Raw genomic sequence first — 23,050 nt, 5'->3', positions numbered from 1 at the left:
TGTGGTAGGTACTTCTATTTTACAATGAAAACGGTGGTCTTTCTTTGTTTTATACTTCTATTTACTATACTAGGCACCATCCAGAGAATTGGTAATTAATTTAACTTTTTCATTGAATGTCCTGAAAAATTCTGTTTCCACAAAAAAGGGAAATGCTCCTATTCATAGGCGCATTTCCCTTTTTTTAATAGGTCGCAGATTCCATTAATTTATTGAGAAAATAAGCAGATATAACGAGAATTTATTATGATAAGACAGTGTCGTGCTATATACTGTAATTGTAGGAGAATTCACACACTCAATATGATTCAATATTAGGAAAATGGAATCCTTCTAAAGACATAATAAAAAGGAGAATAAAATGGGAAGAAAGAGAAGAGTTTGGATACCTCATGTATATCATCACATATACTCACGCGGGAATAACCGGCAAAATATTTTTCATGATGAGATTGATATGACGGAGGTTTTTCGTCTATTAGATATGATCCACATTGAATATCCAATTTCAATAAGCGTATTCTGCATATTGACAAATCATTATCATTTTTTACTAAAATCCGAGAGCGCGTCGATATCAAAAGTCATGTGCATATTTAACAAACGTTATACGGATTATTATAATCGTAAATATCATCATATAGGCCACGTATTTCAACAACGATTTAATAGTTCTCCGGTACTTACCCCTCAAAACCTTCTAAAAGTCAGCAGATATATTCATCGTAACCCTATTAGTACATATATGCCGATGGCCATGAAGATGGAAGACTATCCATATTGCAGCTATCAATACTATAAAACTAGTACACCTCCCCCTTATTCCTTTATTAACATACACGATCTCCCATCAAGCCTTTATCCGCAAATTAATAAAACCGCATCACAATACTGTCAATATGTTGAATCAGAGATCTGAATTTCCATTTCCCTGGATGGTGCCTGGCACCCTGAGTGGCACCCTGAGTGACAAAAGTCGTATGATATATAGGCCCTTTAACCTATAATATTTAATTGTTATAAATTAGAAAATATATAGATTAAACACTATAAATGGGTAAAACAGAACGTATGTAAAACCATTTGAAAACGATACCAACGTGGTATGAGAAGGTAGGGTTCAATGCAGTAGTATTCATAAATTTTTTTGAAAAGGAGAGGGCGTTAATAATAGAATGCGTTCATGGATGAAGCGGTTAACAAATGCTATATAGACATAAAGCCAAAACTAATTGTGAAAGTCTAAACTTACTAATAAAAGAGGTTGACCTTGTGAAAAGACAGTTTAATAGAATTAGAGATACTAGACTCAGTCATATTCGAACAAAATTAATTTTAGCTTTTGCCCTCATTTTAATTATTCCCATTGTCATTGTAGGTACCTTATCATATTTAACCGCAAAAGATACGGTTGAACAGGAAGTCCTGGCGGGTATTAACCAAAATTTAAACTTATTAGATTCCTCGATAAACAATGAAATTGAATCAAAAATTCAAAACGTCGATTATTATGCTCAAAATATTCCCTCCGATTTAAATGACGAGAACAATGTGAGAGAACTACGGAAACAATTTGACCTATATTTTCAAAATCACCCTGAAGTTGCAACCATTTATGTAGCAAATGATGAGGGGGTATTTATTCAAGAACCAAATGTTGAAGTGAGTGCTGATTTTGATGCAAGGGAACGTCCTTGGTATAAAGAGGCCAAAGAGAAGAACGGAGAAGCCGTTATTTCGGACCCATATGTTTCAGTCAGCACAGATAGCATGGTTGTGGCCATCTCTCAAACAACCAAAGACGGAAAAGGAGTCATGGCTGTCGATATCGATTTAGCGTACTTACAAAAGCTAACAAACCAAGTCAAGGTAGGCGACGGCGGGTACGCATTACTATTAGATGAAAATCAGAATTACATATCTCACCCAGAAAATGCTGCAGGAAGTGAAGCAAGCGGTAACTTTTACAGTAAAATGTACGAAAAGGATAAAGGGGAAATAAAATACGAATACAACGGTGAACGGAAAATCATGAGCTTTATGACCAATAAATTAACAGGCTGGAAATTAGGTGGCAACCTTGTTACAGCAGAGATTAGTTCACGTGCTGCCTCTATCCTTCAAAAAACCTTAATCGTCATGCTGCTCTCTGTCGTAATTGGTTCTTTAGCTGTTTTCTTTATTATAAAATCGATTATTAAACCGCTTAATGAGATTAAGGAAAAGGCTATTCAAATTAGTCAGGGAGATCTTACAGAACCAATTGAAATCAAGTCGCACGATGAGATTGGGCAGTTAGGATTGGCATTTAATGAAATGCAGGACAGCCTTCGAAGTCTTGTTCAAGGAATGGAAAAAAGCGCCAAACACGTTGCGGATGCATCAGAGGAATTGTCAACGAATGCTATGCAGACAAGTTCTGCCACCGAACAGGTGACTCTGGCTATTCAAGAAGTAGCAAGCAGCGCTGAAAAACAAACACGAAAGATGGAAGAAAACGCTCTATCCCTTGATAAGGTTACAGAAGGTGTAGTCCGAATTGCAGATAATTCTACTAAAGTAACAGCGCTTTCCCATCATACTATGCAATATGCAGAGGATGGGGGTAAAGCGGTACAAGATACCGTTTCTCAAATGCAATCGATTTATGAATCTGTCACAGAGTCAAATAAAGTCATCAAGCTATTAAATGAACGATCGAAGGAAGTTAATTCGATTTTGGCCGTGATTACTGGCATAGCAGATCAAACGAATCTTCTTGCCTTAAATGCAGCCATTGAGGCAGCACGTGCAGGCGACCATGGCAAAGGATTTTCCGTTGTAGCTGAGGAAGTACGGAAACTTGCAGAGCAATCTCAGCAATCAGCGAAGGAAATCTATACTATTATCGAAAGAATGCAAAGCGATACGGACAGCTCCGTCACGATAATGGCTCGTGTCATGGAAGATGTTCAGCATGGAGTAACCATCTCAAATGATGCAATCGATAAATTTAATAAAATCGTTTCTTCCACTAAAGAAATGACTCCGCAAATGGAGGGGGTATCCACGGCAGCCCAACAAGTGACAGCTGCTATCCAAGAGGTTACGGCTATCACAAATGAACTAACAGCTATTGCTCAAGAAAACGCAGCAACGTCAGAAGAGGTAGCAGCCTCAACTGAAGAACAATTGGCTGCGATGGAGGAGATTTCCACTTCTTCAAGGTCACTTTCGACTATGGCCGAAGAATTAAATGGACTCGTTTCTAAATTTACCTATTAAGGAATTAGATAAATAAAGAAGTTTTTGAAAAAAACATAGGGTTAGCCTCCTGAAATGACCTTTCTTACAGGGCTTTCCCTAATGTTAGCTGCTGAGTGACTGAACACTTGAAATTCCTTTTTTAGAAAGAATAAACCTAAAATCTTCCGATAATAGCAAACCTATTGAAAGGTAGGGACGCAAAGCTATGGGCCTAAGGTATTCTCACTACGGTCGCCAAGCTGCCGAAAAAGAAAAAGTTGGTCATAGGAGAAAACCACCTTTTTTGGTGGTTTATTTTTATTGGGAAATATTCTGTTAGTTTATTCTCATTCATGCTTGAACAACTTAGTCTTCAAAGTGATTAGCATTCTATAAAATTATTAAAGGGAGAAGAGATCATGTATAACGAACCTACATTATCTGAAAGGTTCACGAAAGAGGTTGATCTAAAGGGTCTAATCGATCAATTAACGATAGGAATATGTGTGTTTGATGTGAACGGTCACTCCTTATATGCGAACGCACATTTTCAAACGATGTTTGGTTATACAATGGAAGAACTTCAATTCAAGCATTTGTACGAACTATTTGTTCGAGAGGATGCCGAGCTCATTTTAAAAGAAGGAATGTTAAAACATACTAAACAATCATTCGACCATCAGCATCAAATGAGAGGATTGAGAAAAGACAATAGCGTTGTGGACATACAAATTCTATCGCTTACCAAACAAAGTGATTCAAAGGTAATCCTTGAATTAATAGATACGACTAGGCACAAGCCATATGAAAGTCAATTTTCACAGAAAGAGATAGAAAGTCTATTTCAGGCATTGGATGATTCAACGACTGTTTCTATAACTGATAGTAAAGGCATTATTCTTTATGTAAACGATAAGTTTTGTGAGATTTCAAAGTTTGAAAAGAGAGACTTAATTGGGCAAAACCACCGGATTATCAAATCAAGCTATCATTCTGAAGAGTTGTTTCAGGAGATGTGGTCAACGATTTCCACAGGGAAGATGTGGAAAGGGGAAGTCTGTAACAAGTGCAAGGATGGAACTTTATGGTGGGGAGATGCCATCATTGTTCCTATTTTAGATAAAAACAGAAAATCCTATCAATATATTTCGATACGGTCAGATATTACGAAAAGAAAGAAAACGGAAAGTGAAATATACAAGTTAGCTTTCTATGATCAGCTTACCGATTTACCTAATCGGAAGCTATTTGAAAATCAATTAGACCAGGAAATTAAGCTTGCAAGAGAATGGAAAACAAAGTTTACTCTAATGATTATTGAATTACATGGTCTTAAGCATGTAAATGATTCTATTGGAACAGCATTAGGTGATAAATTACTTCAAGAGGTTTCCCGTTGTTTAAATGGGTTGGTACAGAAAAAGGGAAGGCTCTTTCGAATCGATGGGGATGAATTTGCTGTGATATTCCCCAATCTCTTTGAAGAACAATATATTAAAGCAATTGCCAATGAAATCATTAACCTATTCAAGCAATCATTTTGCATTGATGAATATGAGCTATTTCTTACAGCAAGTGCGGGCTTAAGTATTTTTCCTGATAGTGGGGAAAGCACGCATCCTCTCATGAAAAAAACATACTTTGCCTTGCAGCAATCAAAAGGCAAGGGAGAAAGCAATTATCAATTATTCCTGACAAAGAAAAGCGAAAGAATTTATAAACAATTTATTTTGAAAAATGGCTTACAAGAGGCTCTCGAACGAAAGGAATTCTTTTTAGTATACCAGCCTAAAATCGAAACAAAAACAAACAAAATCATTGGAGCAGAAGCATTAATGAGATGGAACCATCCAGAATTAGGCGTGGTTTCCCCGTATGAATTTATTCCATTAGCGGAAGAAGATGGGTTCATTACCTCTTTAGGTGAAATGGGGCTGCTGGAGGCGTGCCGCCAAAACAAACAATGGCAGGACCAAGGATTTCCCCCTATAAGAATTTCAGTTAATTTTTCAGTGATCCAGTTCATGCAAATGGATATGATTCATAAGGTAGAGCAGATTTTAAAAAACACAGGTCTTGAGCCAAAATGGTTGGAAATTGAATTAACAGAATCTGCATTAATTAAAGATGAAATCATGGTGTCATCAAGAATGGAACAGCTGAAAGAGCTAGGCGTAAGCACAGCAATTGATGACTTCGGGACAGGGTATGCATCATTAAGCTATTTAAAAAACTTAAAAGCCAATACAATAAAGATTGATAAATCCTTCATAAAAGGTCTCCCACATGAATCCGAAAGCGCATTAATAGTATCCATGATCATTCAACTAGCAAAGAAATTAAACATTAATACCGTAGCAGAAGGTGTAGAAACTCTTGAACAATTAAACCTACTAAACCATGTAAACTGCGATGAAATCCAAGGCTACCTTTATAGTAAACCAGTAGACATAAAAACGTTTGAATCATTATTAAAGCAAGAGGTATGCTTGCCAAAATGAAGCAGAGGGACGGTCCTTCTGCTTCCGAGAGACGGGTTCATTAAGCAAGAAAGATGTCAGGCACCATCCAGAGAATTAGTAATTAAGGGAACCAGAGGGACGGGTTCATTGGCTCTTCATCTATTTACAACTTTTAAAATCAAAGACTCTGTGGATCATTTTATCTACAGAGTCTGATTTTAAATGATGAAAAATATAAGAAACTTAGCATTATGATTGTAAAGGGATATATCACACAGCCGGGTACCGCGCTCCATCCTGATGAAGGCTTCTCTTCCGCTTCCGAAAAATAAGCCACGTGACTAAGCTTAACCCAACCAGCAGCCCCTCCATCGAGAAAATATACCAAGGATAGGGACCCAGAACATCAAACAGACTTGGTCCTTCAGGCTTGTGACGTAAAAACCAGTAGTTTCCGTGTGTCCACTTATTTACAAGTAAAATCACAGGTAACAGCAAATTGATAAAGACGATGAGTTTAATAACGGAACGGAAGGTTGGGCGGTATTCTTTTACCCACGTAAAATATAAGGTTACCCAGACGACCATGATGTGCGCATAGAAGAAATGAAAAAAGCGAAAGTGTGGAAAATCATAGGATAAGGCCGGTGTGAAGATAGCCTGTGAAGCACCTAATAATGCGGTGAAAAATAAAATCTCGAATACTATTTTTTTCTTAGTTAATAGTAAGATTACACACAAAATGAGGCTGATATTGCATAGTTCGAGCGGAAGGGAACGACTCAGTTTCCAGACACCATTTACATACATCCATACATGATAGGTAATCTCGAATAAAACCAATGAAATGGCCACTCCAACTTCAATCTTCCTCCAGACCTCCGTCTTCCATTTTTTTCTCTTTAGGAAAATAACAAGGGTAATTACAAGAAAGATAGCTAATACAATATAATGGCTCCGGGAAAACATCTCAAACTTGAATGATTGATTGCTGCTGCCAAACCAACTCATAGACCCCCACCCCTAGTATCAACTTAACATCTAAAAAAGAACAGAAAACTAGTCATAACATAAAAGCCAAGAAAGCAAAAGAACCAAAACACATCAATAGGTCTCGTGTCTTTTATCTATAATATGAAGAAGAATCATTTAACATGAATGGAAGCGGGGGGACGGTTCTTCTGCTTCCAAATTCTAAAAGGATAAAAAGGAAAGCCCTGAAGTGTGATTACAACTCCAGGGCTTTTCCTATATCTGGACTAACGATTCTCTGAATTTCAACGTTTACGCTTTTTTGAGTTTAGGAGCTTCATTTGCTCTTTCCTTATAACCCATAAACTGTTCTACCAGTTGGTCCAACCGGTCAATTTGGTAAGCATAATTATAGATGGAAGAGCCGATGATGGTGAGCTGGATTTTTTGATGCTCCTGATAAGCAGCAATTACCTTTTCCAAAAATGCTGTCGTTTCCTTCAGTCGGTCCTCATCCTGCCTTGGGTCGTCCATCTTAATAATCCCGTCGTATTTTAATAAAAAGAGCTCATGATATTTGATTAACAGCTCAAGTTGCTGGTCAAATAATTGGTTATCTTCGACCGTCGGCTGACTTTTAAAATAAAAAGAATCAATATCTTCTAGCACAATAAATCCCTGTTGCAGCGACTTAAACATTTGCCTGAACACGACGATTTCACGCAGGTCCAGCTGATTGAGCTTGGCCATTTTTTCGCGTTCTTCATCAAATAAGCGATACTGCTCTTCTAGCTTTAAAATATCCTTTTCTAGCTGCCTCATCTGCTCATGGAACGATTTCTCTGTCATTTCGTCTGAGATAGCCGTTCTCATTAGAATCGACAACTTTTGAAAAACACTGTTTACCTTTTCGATATATATTTTCTTAAAATTAGGCGGTGAAATGAAGATATTCACTACCAAGGCTGATGCCATTCCAATAAAGGTCAGCGCAAAACGCTGTAAGGCAAACATCAAGTCCTCATTACCAGGAGCGCTCATCACGGCAAGGACAGTCACTAATGTAAGAGAAATGGTTTCCGCCATCTTTAATTTGACGGACAGGCCAATCACTATAACCATGACGAGTCCGATGGAAAATGGATCGTTACCGAGAAAATATAACCCAATCAGGGCAAACAGAGCACCCAGAATATTCGTTTGTACCTGATCCCTAACTTGCTTCCATGTTCGGTAAATGGAGGGCTGGAGTGTAAAAATAGCCGCCATGCCGGCAAATACAGCAGATTCCAGTTTTAATAATGAACAAATATATAAAGCCAGTGTAACAGCGATTCCTGTTTTAATAACGCGCGGTCCTATCTTCACTGTATGATAGTTCTCCTTTTCGTCCTGATTTTAACAATTACATTATATCAGGTTATAGGACCAGCCATCTTAATTATTTGATAAAACCGTTTAGGTATTGGTATAGCTCCTCAAGCTCCTGCTCTTTTCCGACGATACAGTTCGGATATTGCTTCACTTCGCCAGTGCTTGTTAGTTTGAAGTCATTCGGTACGGGGAGGCCGGATGCACAAATGACGAGATAATCTGCAAAGAAAATTAAACCCGTTAATGCCGATGTTTTGATGGACATTTGTCCCATTGTTCGTCCGGCAAATAATCCTTTAACAGCACTTTTTCCACCTGTTCGTTCAATGACGATCTTAGTTTCATCAATCATTACTTTTGTTCCGGATTTTAGCTCGAATGTTTTCATGTCAAATCTCCTCCTATTTTTAACTATAGGGGAAATGGCTGTTGCTATCAAATGATGGGGAGGAGATGGATGCTGTGGACTAACGAAAATCGTTTGAAGTGACAAATATGTATTTTTTAGTTTAAAAGTGCAGTTAGAACCGGATTCTCATATGACAGCTTCGAGTGGAACATATAAAACAAATGCACAAATTTCTTGACGCTACCTTTATATAGACTAGCTCTGTCAGAACCAGGGCATCTTCAGACAGAATATAGTTAATAAAGCCAAGCTCTGTCAGAACCATGAGTACCTTCTGATAGATTTTTACTTATAGAGCTCATTTCTGTCAGAAGCAGCCCACTTTCTGACAAGTCCCATTGTCCCAATGAAAATAAGGCACCCAAATCCCTTCACATTTTCATATCAAAGTGATATCATATTAGTATCAAGGAAATATCACGAGGAGTGATTAGAATGAAAGAAAAAGAGATGTTTAAATGGAATGGGTTTGTGGGATTGTTAATCGTTCTGGTGTTGATTGTCGGTCTCGTGCTCTCGGCTAGATCCTTTGTATTATCTGTTAGTCCGGTTGCATTTGTATTAGGAGTCGTTCTCTTATTAGCGTTACTTGTTACTCTAACTGGTTTTACCATTATCCAGCCGAATCAGTCGAAGGTGTTTACGTTATTTGGTAATTACTTAGGCGTTATTAAAAAAGAAGGTTTTTGGTTCACGGTTCCTTTTACCTCAAGAAATAATGTTTCGTTACGTGTTATCAACTTCAACAGTGATCGTTTGAAGGTAAATGACCTCGAAGGTAACCCAATTGAAATTGCAGCGGTCGTTGTTTATAAGGTGTTCGATTCAGCAAAAGCGGTGTTTGATGTAGAGGATTACAAGGAGTTTGTTCATACCCAAAGTGAAACAGGCTTGCGTCATATTGCCAGCCAATACCCATATGATAATTTCAACAATGACTATGAGATCTCACTAAGACAGCATTCAGACGAAGTCGGAGATGAACTGACGAAAGATTTACAAAGTAGGTTTCAGGTTGCGGGCGTTGAAATCATCGAAGCAAGAATTATGCATTTAGCCTATTCAAGTGAGATTGCTCATTCGATGCTGCAAAGACAACAGGCCAAAGCGGTTCTTGCTGCAAGAAAGGTAATTGTCGATGGGGCGGTATCCATGGTAAAATCAGCTATCGAGCAGCTGAGCAATGAACAGATTGTGGAGCTGGATGAAGAGAAAAAGGCACAAATGGTGAATAATTTGATGGTGGCGTTAGTATCAGAAAAAGGAAATCAGCCGATTATTAATACAGGAACCATCTACTAAGGTTGTGATTTAAGTGGCTGAGAAAAAACGGTTTTTGCTTCGCATCGACCAAAAAACATACGACGAACTAGAGAAATGGGCAAGTGATGAACTGCGAAGCGTCAACTCCCAAATCGAAATACTCCTAAAAAAGGCATTAAAAGAAGCAGGAAGAACAAAAGAATGAAGCGGAGGGACGGTTCTCCTGCTTCCTTTCCTAGGCGGACAGAGGATACTCCTCTGTCCTAAGTTTTTTCCCTAGTATTCAGAGGTAAAAAAATAAGATATAATGGTACAGAAAAGGAGGTGAAAAAATGGACACGAATCGATTAGATAAAATTGAGGAAATGCTTTCTACCTTAATCACTATGGTTGGTAACTTAAATGATAAACAGAATAATATGGAAGTCAGACTAGATAATATTGAATCAAGACTAGATAATATTGAATCAAGGCTAGATAACATAGAAGCCAGATTAGACAAAATGGAAGCCAGATTAGACAAAGTCGAGGAATCTCAAAACTCAATGCGTGAAGAAATTATGGCAAAACTTAAGGAAATACAAGCCGACCAAGACCATGTGTGGGAAAAAGCTGTAAGAAATGAAAGAGACATCGTAAAACTAAAGTCACACCTTCAATTATAAGACCTCTATGATCCTCACGTTGAAATACTTCAAATTCCTAAATTGCTTAATAAAGCCGACTGGTTTTTATATGGCCAATCGGCTTAGCTATGTTTAAAAGAGAGTATTCCAAAATACTTATGAATCTTTATTCGCTGTTTTCCTAGCTTGTCTTGCGTGTAATGAATTAATAATAGCTTTTGTAACGCTAATTTATTCAGGAAAGGAATCCAAAATATGCGTACAATTCTATACTGGTTCGTACAACTAACCTGGGGCCTACCTTTAAATGTTATAGGAGCTGCAATTGCGCTTGTTCTACTAATCAGTGGCTGCAGGCCGCAAAGATTTGGATATGCCATCTATTGTGAGACCGGAAAGAACTGGGGCGGAGTAAACTTCGATGGGTTTTTCTTTGTTCAGAAAAATGCCAGCACCCAATTAAAAGCCCATGAATATGGGCATAGCTTTCAAAACCTCATGTTAGGACCACTTATGCCATTTATCGTCACAATTCCATCCGCAATCAGATACCATTATCGAAACCACCTAAGAGCAAAAGGACATTCCTTACCTCCTTATGAACGTTTCTGGTGTGAGAGCTGGGCAACGAGGCTTGGAAATAAATATGACAAGGTTAAATAGTAGTGACGTGGTAAAGAGATATATTCCTCTGTTCAGCGCTTTTTTTTGAACTGTAGAAACATGGATATATCGTGTCCGCCTCATAATACCCCAATAATTGACAAAGCAGTGAACATAACCTGTTTCTCATAGACTTTTTTCATTCACTTAGGGACAAGGAATCTATCAGAATCCTAAAATTTTACATATAATTACAATATAGAAAAAAATTGGAGGTTCCTATGTCGAATAACTACAAAAAGCTAGGCGTAATTTCCTTGTCAACTTTCCTGTCCTTCGGTATTCTTTCTCCATCTGTAGGTGCTGCACCACTTGTGAATGAACAGCAGGAGCAAATTCAAATCCGCATTGCAGAGGTAGATTCAGAGGTAACTAAATCTGATTTAGTTCAGAGAGTTAAGACCTTATTCCCAGGTAAGTTTGATTTTTTAAAGGAAAAGGATTTTGAGATGTCAAGTGGACATTATTTCCCGGAAAATGACACAATTCGCTATGATTTGAGTTTTTTTAAGGAAGTAAAAGGGAAGCAATTCTATGGCAGCTTTGGGTTTGTTGGGGAGGATTTGCAGATTGAATACTTCTATTATCAGCCGGGCGACGCATCAGATGCCCTTTTCCCGACCAAGGTGACAAAGGATCAGGCTCAAGAAACGGCAACAGCCTTTTTGAAAAACTTCTCAAAAAATGGTGAATATCAATTGGATACGGTCAATGATTATTTTCCGACTGCTCAAACGTTAGTTGAACCGATTCGTTATACATTTTCATTTGTCCGTACAGAAGAAAAAATACCTGTTTCAGATCAGACGATTCAAATCACTGTACTCGGCAATGGCGAGGTAGTGGAGTTTTTCCGTAATTACATAAAGGATGACAAGCAGACCTTTGACGACGTAGCGAAGGTTTTGCCAAAAGAAGAAATATTAACGAAAATAAAAGCTAATTCTGCGGTTGATTTACGATACAAGGTTGATTTTAATTTACAAACAGGTGAGCCTTATGTAACGCTTGTCTACCAGCAAGACGGAAGTGTTCAGGGAATTCACGCTCTCACTGGTCAGTGGCAGACAACAGACGGTTTTTCTGCGGAATTACCGGGAGACAACGGAATCCAATTGATTACACAGGATAAGCTGACGCCGCGTGACCCGGAATTTTCATTGGAAAAAGCAAAGACATTTGCCGAACAGCTGCTTGCAATAGATTCAGAAAAAGTAAAGTTGATTATTGAATCAGTTCAAGAAATGGAAAATTATTTTGGACAAGAGGTCATTAGCATTCAATATATGTATGAAACAGAAGATGGCGGAGGCTACGGGTCTGAGCTGATACTGGATAAACAAACAGGGGAAGTCATCCAATACTATGATGTAAAACGTGATCTCCTAAGCGAATTGGGCGAAAAGAATGAAAGCGGGACCTCCATTTCAAAAGCTGAAGCCCAGGACAAAGCAGTCCAATTTTTGAAGGAATATGTGCCTTCTTATCTTCATGATTATTCCATGCCGTTAGATAAAAGCTTTATGGATGAAGAAGGAGTCTATTATTTCATGTTCCCTCGGGTAGTGGATGGAATCAGTGTGGATGGGGACCAGATTTCTGTAGCCATTTCTAAGGATGGTTCTCTAGTAAATTTAAGTGCTGACAAGCTTTCGATTGAAAACTGGCCTTCGAAGGAAGGTATAAAGTCAGTAGATGAGGCTTCAGCCAAGTTCAACGAAGGATTAAGTCTTGACCTTCGCTATATAAATGAAGAAAATAGCACGGATAACCACTACAATCTTGTCTATGTTCCTATCTATAATAATAGAATTTATAGTTATATAGATGCTCATACAGGTGAGTGGAATAGCACTAATACGGAAGATATCAGTAAGCAGGTTTCCCACCCTTGGGCTGAAAAGGAACTGAATTATTTGATTCAGACAGGAATTCTCACAGTTGATGATCCAGCAGCATTTAATGGGGATGCGCCGATTACGAAGGGTGAAACAATGGAAATCATGATGAAGTCACTGACACCTATCTACAGCATCTACGATGAGGAGAATGAAAGTGCGGCGCAATCCTTTGATAATATTGGACCGGAACACCCTCTCTATGCATACATTGAACGTGCTATTGCAATGGGAATCCTTGATCCTGGAACGGAAACCTTCGATCCTGACGCTGTAATCACAAGAGAGGAACTTGCAGTTTGGTATATTCGTGCACTAGGGATGGAGAAGGCAGCGAAAAATAGTAGCATCTACAAACTAGACTTTGCTGATGCAGACAAAGTAAAAGAAAAAAATAAAGGCTATGTTGCTCTTGCGCAGTCATACGGTATCCTGAAAGGAAGCGGTAGCAGCTTCAACCCGGATCAAGAAGTAACCAATGCCCAACTGGCAGTCTCCATATTTAGACTTGCAAAGGAAGTATATGAGAAAAATCCAAATATGTATTAGAAAAAGGGTAGCTTTTGAGACAAAATCTTTTCTATTTTACTCTACTAAACTACTATAGTATTAATAAGGGAGTGTACTTTGGAATAAATTTCAAAGGCGCTCCCTTTTTTGGGGGATGTGAATATTTTCCGAATTTTGGATGGTGCCTGGCACCCGATTTGGGTGCCAATTTATAGATTGCTTGTATCCTATAAAGCACATTATGTAAATTTATGTAAAATAAATAAGCCGTTGGAATTAGCTATACCCCGTTGCCATTTTAAGGTATTATGTATTATAGAAAACTAGAATAAACTTAAGAGGGAGAGCATTATTTTGATTCAGCAATCTAAAACCATCAGTAAATTACTCGCAGCAGCCGTTACAGCTACGACCTTGATTGTAACTCCATTAATACCTTTAGGAAATGTAGAGGCTTCAGGTAAAAAATTCAAGGACGTTGTGGAACAGGAGTTTTATTATGAAGCAGTCAACGTGTTAACAGGAAATCAGGTACTAAATGGATACTCTGACGGGACGTTTAAACCGGGTAATAAAATTACTCGTGCAGAAGTTGCAAAAATAATTGCAGAAGCCATTGGGATAGATACGACAAATGTAATAAACCCCAATTTCACAGATGTTAGTAAAGGAGCATGGTATTACCCTTCAGTAGCCGCGCTTTCAAACGCAAAAATTATCGGTGGGTACGGCGATCAGAGCTTCAAGCCTGATGCTGAGATTACACGCGCAGAAATGGCCAAAATTCTTGTGGAAGCTTACGATTCTCTTGATAAATTACCAAGCAGCAAAGGTAAATTTACAGATGTAGAAGAGAACTCATGGTATGCAGGCTATATTGCTGGCTTGATACATAAGGAAATTACAAACGGTAGAACACCTACTACCTTTGATCCAAATGGTTTGTTAACAAGAGGAGAAGCAGCAACATTTGTTTATAGAACGGAAAACCTATCTTCTACTATAAAGGCAGTGACCGATACTACTATTACGATTAACGGAATAGAATACGAGATTGATAGTAAGCTAAAAGGTATTTTAAACAAGAATAATAGTGAGATTTTAGAGAATGCGAAGATTAAATTTGAAAAAGCTGATAGAACGATTACAAAAATAACATCTTTAGACATTACTTCAAGCGGTGCGGCTAGCAAATCTGGTGAAGCAGAGTTTAGCGGTAATGTAGTCCTTGATGGTGGAAATAGTACAATTAATGGTGATCTGAAAATAAGCTCCAACTATGTTACTGTAAATAACCTAATTGTAACAGGTGATTTTGAAATAGGAACGGAGCTCCAGAATGACTTTTATTCAAACAACCTTGAAGTGCAGGGCAAAACAATCGTTAACGGCGGGGACACAAATACCGTTGTATTTAAAAGTGGAAAATTAAACAATGTTGAAATAAATAAACTGAATGTTCATGTAGAATCTAAAGGAAATACATCGATTAAAGAGCTAAACGTAACTAACAATGCTAATATTTCAGCTGATGCTACGTCTACAATTAATAAATTATCAGTAAAAGAAAATGTAACGGCTCTTGAGCTTAATGCAGAAGTAGAAAGCCTTTATTTAGAGAACAATAAGGCTTTGTTGCTTAAGGGACAAGCTGAAATCTCTAATTTGTATCCAAACGGTGATTCCATCACGTTAGATATTACGGGATCTATTGAGAATTTATTTGTTCCACAGGGTAAAACAGTAGAGAGTGTTATCAGTAACATTAACCAAGTGGAAGACAAAATAACAAATATAAATGGTGGAGTGGCTGAAGTTCCTGTAACACCACCGGCTGGCGGAGGTGGCGGTGGCGGAGCAGCTGTACCTCCAAGCAGTTCTTTAACGCTTCAGATTACTGGTGCAACTTTAACAATGCAAAATGCATCCGGAGCTCCTATTCCAGGTGCTTCAATTGTAAATAATAGTCTTGATGCGAGTAGGTTCTTAGATACAGATAGGTTTATTGACGTAACACTTGAAGCAACCAGCGATGTTAAATCAATTCAGTTATTAGGGTATGATGGTGTCAAAACTATTAACTTTACTACAGTCAATGGCAAATCAATCGCTGTTATTCGCCCTTCGGATTTGGGCGTAGATAAACAAGGTGATGGAGTTTTAATGTCAACTTTAAGGTCCTATTTTGACAATTCACTACCTGTAACTGGTGCCTTGAAAAATAACAATGGAACTACAGCAAATATATCATTAACTGTGAAGTTAAAATAATTGTCACTGTTTATAATTGTGCTTTAATAAGGCCATGTAATAAGAAACTGATATAGCGGAAAAATTAAGCTAATTCAAAATATAGAAACTATATGCACTAAACGGTTTTTTGATATAATCTATTAAGATATTAATGTTATTTTTAACAAATATTAGGATATTAAAACGTTTTTAAAGCATAATTGATTTGCAATGAAATAAATGAGGAGGATTAATTAATGAATCATCAACAAGGATCGTACAAAAAGTTTTTAGCTACAACGGTAGTAGCATCTGCAGCAGTTGTTGCAGGTAATTCAGTTATTCCTGCAAATGTAGAAGCTGCAGGTGTAAGTTTTTCGGATGTAGCAGATGGCTGGTTCTTTACCGAACCGGTTAAAGCATTAGCGGCACAAAATGTACTTAACGGCTATGCGGATGGAACGTTTTTGCCATTTAAAAATGTAACACGTGCAGAAGCTGCTAAAATGATTACAGCAGCGATTGGCTTAGATACAAAAAATGTTATAAATCCTAATTTTACAGATGTTGCCGAGGGTTCATGGTATTACCCCTATGTAGCAGCTCTTGCGGGGGCTAATATTGTGGGTGGATATGGTGACCGAAGCTTTAAGCCAGACTCTACCATTACACGTGCTGAAATGGCTAAAATCATTGTGGAAGCATATGATTTAGTAGATAAAAATCAAAATGTTAAAAACACCTTTACAGATGTTGATAAGAACGCATGGTACGCGAATTATGTAGAAGTATTAGTTGAAAATGAAGTTGCTAATGGAAGAACGCCTACCACTTTTGTTCCAGAAGGATTGTTAACTCGTGGAGAAGCAGCAACACTAGTCTACAGATCTGAAAACCTATCACAAGTAATCAAAAATGTGACAGATACAGCTGTAACAATAAATGGAGTAGAATATTCATTTTCAAATGAATTAAAGGGTATTTTTAACGAAGATAATAAAGAGATTTTGGAGAATGCCATTATTACTTTTGAAGCTAATAATAAAACAATCAACAAAATCACTTATTTGGAAATTATATCTAGCGGTGAAGCTAGCAAAACAGGTGAGGAAGAATTTAGCGGGAACTTAGTTTTGGATGGCGGAAATGCTGTTATTGATGGCAATTTTAAAATTAGCGCTGACTATATCTCAATCAATAATCTTGAAATTTCAGGTGACCTTGAAATTGGTACAGAACTACAGCACGATTTTTATTCAGATAATATAGAAGTAAACGGTAAAACGATTGTTAATGGCGGTGACACAAATACAGTTGTATTTAAGAATGGCAAATTAAAGCAGGTAGAAGTAAATAAACCAGATGTACGTGTTGAACCACAGGGTAACACTTCTATTAGTGAGATGGTTGTTACAAGCAACGCAACAATTTCTGCTGATTCTTCTGTTACGATTCAGAAACTAACAGTTTCAGAGAACGTTAGCAGCTTAGAGCTTAATGCCAAGGTTGAATCACTAGTCTTGGAGAGTAATAAAACATTAAATCTTACAGGTGCTGCAACCATTACGAATCTTGTTGTAACTGGTGATGCTCCAGTAAAGTTAAATATTACTGGTTCCATTACGAATCTAGTTATTCCAGAAGGGGCAAAAGTTGAAGATATCATTAGTAATTATGATCAAGTAAAGGATAAGATTGAAAATGTTACAGATAAACCATCAACAGAGCCTGAAACACCAGGTGGCGGAACAACAACGCCTCCGGGTGGCGGAACAACACCCCCAGGTGGAAATGACAACGAGAATGAAGATAATGTAAAACCTACGATATCAAGTATTACTTCTGCAGAATATAATGATAGTAATAAAACTTTCACTTTCAATTGGCCAATCTCTAGCAATACACAAGTAGCTGTTTCTGAAGATAGCAACCTAACCCTTAAAGTAGGGAACATTGGAAGTTTAGGTACATTCACACTGGAAGAAGAGGTACCAAATACTATTCTTAACCTTAATTTTTCACAATTAAGTGTCGATGATATTGATTTCTCAAAAATTAACTTTACAGACTTTTATAATTCAATCTCATTAATGGATCATTTTGTTCTTTTTGACGCTGTGAATTTACCAGTAATTTCGGAAGAACTGTCTAAATATAGTTCTTTGAAACCAACTTTATATAGTGCAATTAATTTTGAATCTATTTTAAATGTATATAAATCCCAAATTGGTTCGGAAGAGAAACAACAAGTGCTAAATGCGATCGATTTTGGAAATATTCTCAAGGTGTTAATAAATGACGTAAACACAAACGAGACAGATCTTCAGGGAATCCTTACTCCACAGGTTGGGTGGGTTCTTTTGAATAATGGGATAATTACTTCCGAAACACTGAATGATTTTGTTACTGGTGGTATCAAGAGTCTTGATGATCAGACTATTTCGGACATTTCTAACGCAATTAAAAATAAAAGCGTTGAATCTTCAACATTTGTTGAAGAACTTTATACAGCAATTGATTTTAGTGACGTTTTTGAAGTGATTGATAAAACTAGTACAACCTCTAAAAGTGAAGTTATTGATTCTATACAATTTAATGAACTTTTTGAAGCCGCTAGGGATATTAACCCAGATACTCGAATTCAGATTATAAATGCGATTAATTTTAGGACTATTTTTACTGAATTGAATAAGGTTGATGCAGAATCTAGGAAGGTTATCATAGATGCTATCAAATTCCAAGTTATTTTTGATGAAATTCAAGGAAATGATTCCTTCTTAAATGCACTTGCTAAATTAGATGGTCTTGAAGATAATAAATTGTCAATCACTGCATCTTTAAAAGATAAAGCTGTACCAGCAAATGAGACGGTCTATACATTTGATATAGTATTAAAATAAGAGATTGTTTGACATATTGTTGGAATATGTAATGACACGTTCCAATGTCTCTTTACAATAGAATAAGTAGGAAAAGCCCTGCGGTACTATAGGGCTTTTCTTATATTATTTTAAATAATGAACCAGTAATATGATTCAAATGTTATTTCTCAATTTGAATTAAATCCGTGACTGTCCCACCTTCCTTCAGCTCTTTTACAGCTGATTTAACTAACTCCAACTGCTCTATTATTTGCACTTCAGCACTTTGAAAATACATAAAAGCTCTATATTTTTCTAGAAGTTGAAGCTTGGAAATTTCCTTGAAAAAATCGAGGTAATCGATGGATTCAATAAAATAAATTAGGGATCTATTGTGGATAATTGCAGAATCATTGAATTTATTATGAAGGATTTTCTGTCTTTGCTCTAAAGGAGAGACGTATGGATCAAATAATTCTACCTGACTCGGACGTTGATTAATTAGTTGGGAGGAATCAAAAATAAGCAAACCATTATCATAAACCCGTCCAAGCACTTCCATTTCCTCTGATTCCCCAAGAAGCGTCTGAATCGTTGGAGCAATTTGGAAAAATAACCTCAGCTTACCATCTGCTTCATGACAAATGCGATTGATTTGCTTTATCGTCACTTCCTGTGGATTGTAAAATGTTAACATCGCGCTCCTCCAGTTCTTCAAAGCCTTTCCTTCTACTAATAATTCTTCATCATAGAAGGCTTTCCTACTAAAAACGTAATTCAAATAAATGCTTTTTTCATCATATACCATCATGTTTCTCACATTCTAGTAACTATAAACAACCCATATTTACCGTTTTGAATGGTGCTGAGCTACTGGAAGAATGTACCACACCTAATTCGGCAACTACGATAGAAATTAGAAAACGCTTTCCTAAAGCCTTTTTCAATCATCAAATTAACCGAATTTATAATTTTGTAAATATTCATAGAGAGTTGTAACGAAATAGTAAAATAAAAATCTCTTTGAATCTGATAGAATAAAGTTATTGAAACAGTTGAAACATAATTTGATAATTTGAGAGAAAATTTTACAAGAAATCTAAAGAGGTGACAGCATGGGGCAGCGTCTTACACGCATCTTGATTATTGTTCTATTAATAGGAATTCTTCCCTTTCAGTCGGTATCAGCCGCAAGTAATAAGCAAGCAGAAGTAATTAACATCGCTAAATCATACATAGGAGTACCTTATAAATATGGCGGTACTACGCCAAGCGGCTTTGATTGCTCAGGGTTCATTCGTTTTGTTTTTGAAAAGGTCGGAATTGGTTTACCAAGAATATCTGCTGATCAATATAACGCAGGAACAAAGGTTTCCAAAGCAGACCTACAACCTGGTGATTTAGTATTTTTTGAGAAGACTTATAATAAAGCGGGCATCACTCATTCAGGAGTGTATATTGGAAACAACGAATTTATCAGTGCGACAAGCAGCAAGGGTATCAAAATTGATTCATTAAGCAGCTCGTACTGGGGACCAAAATATTACGGTGCAACACGTGTGATCCAGTATCAACCCGGCGAATATTACGATGTAGCTGCAAGTAATCCTGCATCAACTGCGATTTCAACATTAAGTTCAAAGGGAATTATTAATGGTTTTGGAGATGGAACCTTCCGACCGGAAACGAATATTACTCGTGCACAGGCTGCAACAATTGTGACAAGAGTTTTTAATAAAGAGCCTGCGAGCCTAAATTCCTTCGTGGATGTTCCAACAACTAGCTATTACGCTAAATATATTGCAGCAGCCAAGGAATTAAACATCCTAAAAGGGTTTCCTGATGGTACCTTCCGTCCGGATGCTTATATGACAAGAGCGGAAATGGCTGTGATTGTTGAACGTGCATTTAGCCTTCAAACAAGTAATTTCACAGCGGCAGGAAGATCCTTTGTTGATGTTAGCCCTGACTTTTGGGCACATGACGCAATTGTAACGATGAGCAATATTGACACAACCACAATGTTCACAGGAGAGAGCTACAATGCAAACGCATTAGCAACACGCGCCGCTTTCTCAGCAGCCATCTATAACGCTATGAATGTTACACAATAATGTGCAGTTAAAATCCTTCTATTAAAAACACTGGAGTAGATCTCCAGTGTTTTTATGTATAGAGTTAGTTACGAGCATTGATAAATAATAACATGTATGATAAAAATTAGGGGCAAGACTGTCACCTTGTCTCAGGGAGAGAAAAATGAAAAAAAGAATCAATAATTTAAGTCTGTACTTAGTTTTCTTAATATTTTTAACCTTATTACTTTTGGCAAAGCCGTTTATTGGGATTGCAGATAATGGTGATTATTCGAGGGTTATACAGCCATTTGGCTTTATAATGGATAACGTTCCGCGGTTTTATTACGCATTAGAGGATTTTCATTTGTCCACCGTAAATAATCAACAAGCTTTTTTAACGTCCATAAAAAACATCATTGCGCTTAAGCTTGAAAACCAATCGGATTATTCAACGACACAAAGTTTTTTTATTAAAATTGCTATGCTGGGGAATTACTTTGCCAAATTAGTTTTTCATAAAGATACCGCTGTCTTTGATATTCGAATCCTCGGATTAACCTATATAATCTTTTATTCCTTAGGTCTTTTTCTTTTTAATCTAAAATCTAATTTTCAAAAACCACAGCTTAAGATTGTTCAACTATTGCTCACTATAGTTATGTTTTGCGATATCGGCTATCTTGTTTATTTTAACTCCTTTTATGGTGAGGCAGCTATTTTAGTTTCCTTTTTCTTAATTGTTGGCTTTGTTTCATGGATGATCCATGATGGGGAGGAAAAGAAGCTCCCATTATTATTATTTTTCATTTCATGTATTATTTTTACGGGTGCAAAGGTGGCAAATACACCTGTTGGGGTACTGCTTGCTTTATTTAGTCTTTTGTTTCTTTTTATTCGTAAAGAGAAGCTATCAAGACTCATAATTATAGGTGGAGCGGCAACCATCCTTCTTTTCTCTGTCATATCGTACATACAAGCTCCAACATGGATGAAAAAATTAAATAACTATAACACGATCTTTTATGGAGTTCTAAAGGATTCACCATCTCCTGAACAAGATTTGAAGGATATGGGGATTAATGAAAAATATAGCATACTGGACGATACAAATGGATCTACTGGATTTGTGGATGTTTACAGCGATGAATTAACAAAAGAGGTATATGAAAAGGCATCCTATGTTGATGTGCTTAAGTTCTATGTCACACATCCCAATCGATTCATTGAAAAGCTAGAGGTGTCTGCAGACAATAGCGTCTTTTTAAAACCTTCCTATCTAAGTAATTACGAGAAGAAGGACTCCGAGGAAAGCTTATTATTTACGGAAAGGTTTTCTCTATGGGAGAACCTACGAAAGAAAACCGTTGGATTTGCCTTTTATATTATTATGATATATTCCTTTGTTTATTTAACGGTTCTAAGTTATAAATTATTCCTATTTATTAGAAGTAAAAATAAAGATTATCAACTCCTTATTAAACTAGCAGCCAATCTACTGTTGTTATGTACAGCCGCTGGACAATTTATTATTCCAATCGTAGGTAATGGGGAAGCGGATTTGCAGAAACACATGTTTCTTTTTACTATTTGTTTTGATCTTATGATTTTAATAGGACTGCTATGGTTGTTAGATCGAATAGTTTTAAAAAAGCTTCGTAATAAATACGTTTACGGATGTGTCGCAGGTTTACTAATCCTTACACTATTGCTGAATCTATCATTCACAAAATCTGATAATACCCTATCAATTGGTGACACGATCACAATGGGTCAGTTCAAAAATAAACCATTAGAATGGACCGTCATAGATATTAATGATGAAAAAGGGGTCCTTTTGTGGTTAAAGGATACGATTCATGTGGAAGCTTTTGATAAATCCGATGAATCACTTGCGCAAAATGAAAGCAACTATGGATCAAACTATTGGGAGAACTCGGACTTGAGAAGATGGTTAAACAAGGATTTCCTAAGCAGTTTTTCCGAGAATGAAAAAGAAATGATTAATGAAACAAAGCTAAAAAATATACTGCCATATCATCTTTTGGAACAAAAAATGGGCGGAGACAGACCATTTAATTGGACAAGCATCGTACCTTATGTTGACCAAAATTATAATCGAGCGTATTTTAATTATTCCTACGACAAGGTTTTTTTACTTGATGTAGAGCAATTAAAAAAGTATGTATACAATCATAAAATATCAACAGTTAAAACAAACCGTACATCTGGTGACAAAGAGGAGTATTGGTTAAGAACGCCTTATTATTACAGCATAAGCATGACTAGAACGGTAGGTAAAGATGGCTTTGTCTACCATAAGCATTCAAATACAGCAGATATAGATATAGCTCCAGCTATTTACCTAAACAAAAATAGTCCATTACTCAAATAACCTCCTGATCAGGTTAAAATATTCCTACATATTAAGAGTCATGTTTTTGTCATAATTCAGTCGCAAAAATCCATTTAACTCTATC

16 protein-coding genes and 1 riboswitch are annotated in these 23,050 nt (G+C 36.9%); of the genes, 12 read left to right on the top strand and 4 right to left on the bottom strand.

Going from position 1 to position 23,050, the window contains the following annotated elements; translation table 11 throughout:
* Positions 1-361 precede the first annotated feature (361 nt).
* From ACHUFV_RS13900 to ACHUFV_RS13890, 3 genes are all read left to right on the top strand, one after another.
* Positions 362-919 (top strand): transposase, encoded by a 558-nt coding sequence (locus tag ACHUFV_RS13900; protein WP_394235079.1) that lies wholly within the window; start codon positions 362-364, stop codon positions 917-919.
* Positions 920-1,272: 353 nt separating this feature from the next.
* Entirely contained in the window at positions 1,273-3,264 is a 1,992-nt protein-coding gene (locus ACHUFV_RS13895; protein ID WP_394235078.1) for a methyl-accepting chemotaxis protein, read from the top strand.
* Between the two features lie 144 nt (positions 3,265-3,408).
* Positions 3,409-3,493: riboswitch (cyclic di-GMP riboswitch) on the top strand.
* Between the two features lie 151 nt (positions 3,494-3,644).
* Positions 3,645-5,726: an EAL domain-containing protein gene (locus ACHUFV_RS13890; RefSeq protein WP_394235077.1), complete on the top strand. Its 2,082-nt coding sequence runs from the start codon at positions 3,645-3,647 to the stop codon at positions 5,724-5,726.
* Between the two features lie 231 nt (positions 5,727-5,957).
* Here ACHUFV_RS13890 and ACHUFV_RS13885 read toward each other — a convergent pair whose 3' ends face one another.
* The 3 genes from ACHUFV_RS13885 to ACHUFV_RS13875 all read right to left on the bottom strand — a co-directional run bounded on the left by ACHUFV_RS13885 (position 5,958) and on the right by ACHUFV_RS13875 (position 8,421).
* On the bottom strand, positions 5,958-6,698 hold the full coding sequence (locus tag ACHUFV_RS13885) for a YwaF family protein (protein ID WP_394235075.1): 741 nt from the start codon (positions 6,696-6,698) through the stop codon (positions 5,958-5,960).
* A 273-nt stretch (positions 6,699-6,971) separates the two neighbouring features.
* Positions 6,972-8,027 (bottom strand): FUSC family protein, encoded by a 1,056-nt coding sequence (locus ACHUFV_RS13880; RefSeq protein ID WP_394235073.1) that lies wholly within the window; start codon positions 8,025-8,027, stop codon positions 6,972-6,974.
* Between the two features lie 73 nt (positions 8,028-8,100).
* The gene (locus tag ACHUFV_RS13875) at positions 8,101-8,421 is read right to left on the bottom strand and encodes a hypothetical protein (RefSeq protein ID WP_394235071.1); all 321 of its coding nucleotides are present in this window, start codon (positions 8,419-8,421) and stop codon (positions 8,101-8,103) included.
* Between the two features lie 456 nt (positions 8,422-8,877).
* Between ACHUFV_RS13875 and ACHUFV_RS13870 the strand changes: the two genes are divergently transcribed.
* The 7 genes from ACHUFV_RS13870 to ACHUFV_RS13840 all read left to right on the top strand — a co-directional run bounded on the left by ACHUFV_RS13870 (position 8,878) and on the right by ACHUFV_RS13840 (position 18,534).
* On the top strand, positions 8,878-9,744 hold the full coding sequence (locus ACHUFV_RS13870) for an SPFH domain-containing protein (RefSeq protein WP_394235069.1): 867 nt from the start codon (positions 8,878-8,880) through the stop codon (positions 9,742-9,744).
* Positions 9,745-9,757: 13 nt separating this feature from the next.
* On the top strand, positions 9,758-9,910 hold the full coding sequence (locus tag ACHUFV_RS13865) for a type II toxin-antitoxin system antitoxin (RefSeq protein WP_394235067.1): 153 nt from the start codon (positions 9,758-9,760) through the stop codon (positions 9,908-9,910).
* Between the two features lie 127 nt (positions 9,911-10,037).
* The gene (locus ACHUFV_RS13860) at positions 10,038-10,370 is read left to right on the top strand and encodes a hypothetical protein (protein WP_394235065.1); all 333 of its coding nucleotides are present in this window, start codon (positions 10,038-10,040) and stop codon (positions 10,368-10,370) included.
* Positions 10,371-10,586: 216 nt separating this feature from the next.
* Positions 10,587-10,994 (top strand): hypothetical protein, encoded by a 408-nt coding sequence (locus ACHUFV_RS13855; protein ID WP_394235063.1) that lies wholly within the window; start codon positions 10,587-10,589, stop codon positions 10,992-10,994.
* A 221-nt stretch (positions 10,995-11,215) separates the two neighbouring features.
* A complete protein-coding gene (locus ACHUFV_RS13850) occupies positions 11,216-13,441 on the top strand; it encodes a YcdB/YcdC domain-containing protein (protein ID WP_394235061.1) in 2,226 nt (741 codons plus the stop codon).
* 315 nt (positions 13,442-13,756) lie between these two features.
* A complete protein-coding gene (locus ACHUFV_RS13845) occupies positions 13,757-15,673 on the top strand; it encodes an S-layer homology domain-containing protein (protein WP_394235059.1) in 1,917 nt (638 codons plus the stop codon).
* A gap of 218 nt (positions 15,674-15,891) precedes the next feature.
* On the top strand, positions 15,892-18,534 hold the full coding sequence (locus tag ACHUFV_RS13840; protein WP_394235057.1) for an S-layer homology domain-containing protein: 2,643 nt from the start codon (positions 15,892-15,894) through the stop codon (positions 18,532-18,534).
* A 142-nt stretch (positions 18,535-18,676) separates the two neighbouring features.
* On the opposite strand, the gene ACHUFV_RS13835 is transcribed toward ACHUFV_RS13840, so the two are convergent.
* Complete coding sequence (locus tag ACHUFV_RS13835) at positions 18,677-19,192, bottom strand: hypothetical protein (RefSeq protein ID WP_394235055.1); 516 nt, start codon at positions 19,190-19,192, stop codon at positions 18,677-18,679.
* 418 nt (positions 19,193-19,610) lie between these two features.
* Between ACHUFV_RS13835 and ACHUFV_RS13830 the strand changes: the two genes are divergently transcribed.
* Both ACHUFV_RS13830 and wsfD read left to right on the top strand, forming a co-directional pair.
* Positions 19,611-20,609 carry a C40 family peptidase gene (locus ACHUFV_RS13830; protein WP_394235053.1) on the top strand — a complete coding sequence of 333 codons (999 nt, stop codon included), beginning with the start codon at positions 19,611-19,613 and terminating at the stop codon, positions 20,607-20,609.
* Positions 20,610-20,754: 145 nt separating this feature from the next.
* Positions 20,755-22,965, top strand: a complete 2,211-nt coding sequence (wsfD, locus tag ACHUFV_RS13825; protein ID WP_394235051.1) for a glycan biosynthesis hexose transferase WsfD — start codon at positions 20,755-20,757, stop codon at positions 22,963-22,965.
* The last annotated feature ends 85 nt before the right edge of the window (positions 22,966-23,050 follow it).

It is taken from the genome of Niallia oryzisoli, assembly GCF_043641075.1.
In the GTDB taxonomy this organism is placed as follows: Bacteria; Bacillota; Bacilli; order Bacillales; family Cytobacillaceae; genus Bacillus_BD; species Bacillus_BD oryzisoli_A.
The sequence above is the reverse complement of the archived record's forward strand: the minus strand, read 5'-3'. Positions and strand labels throughout refer to the sequence as shown.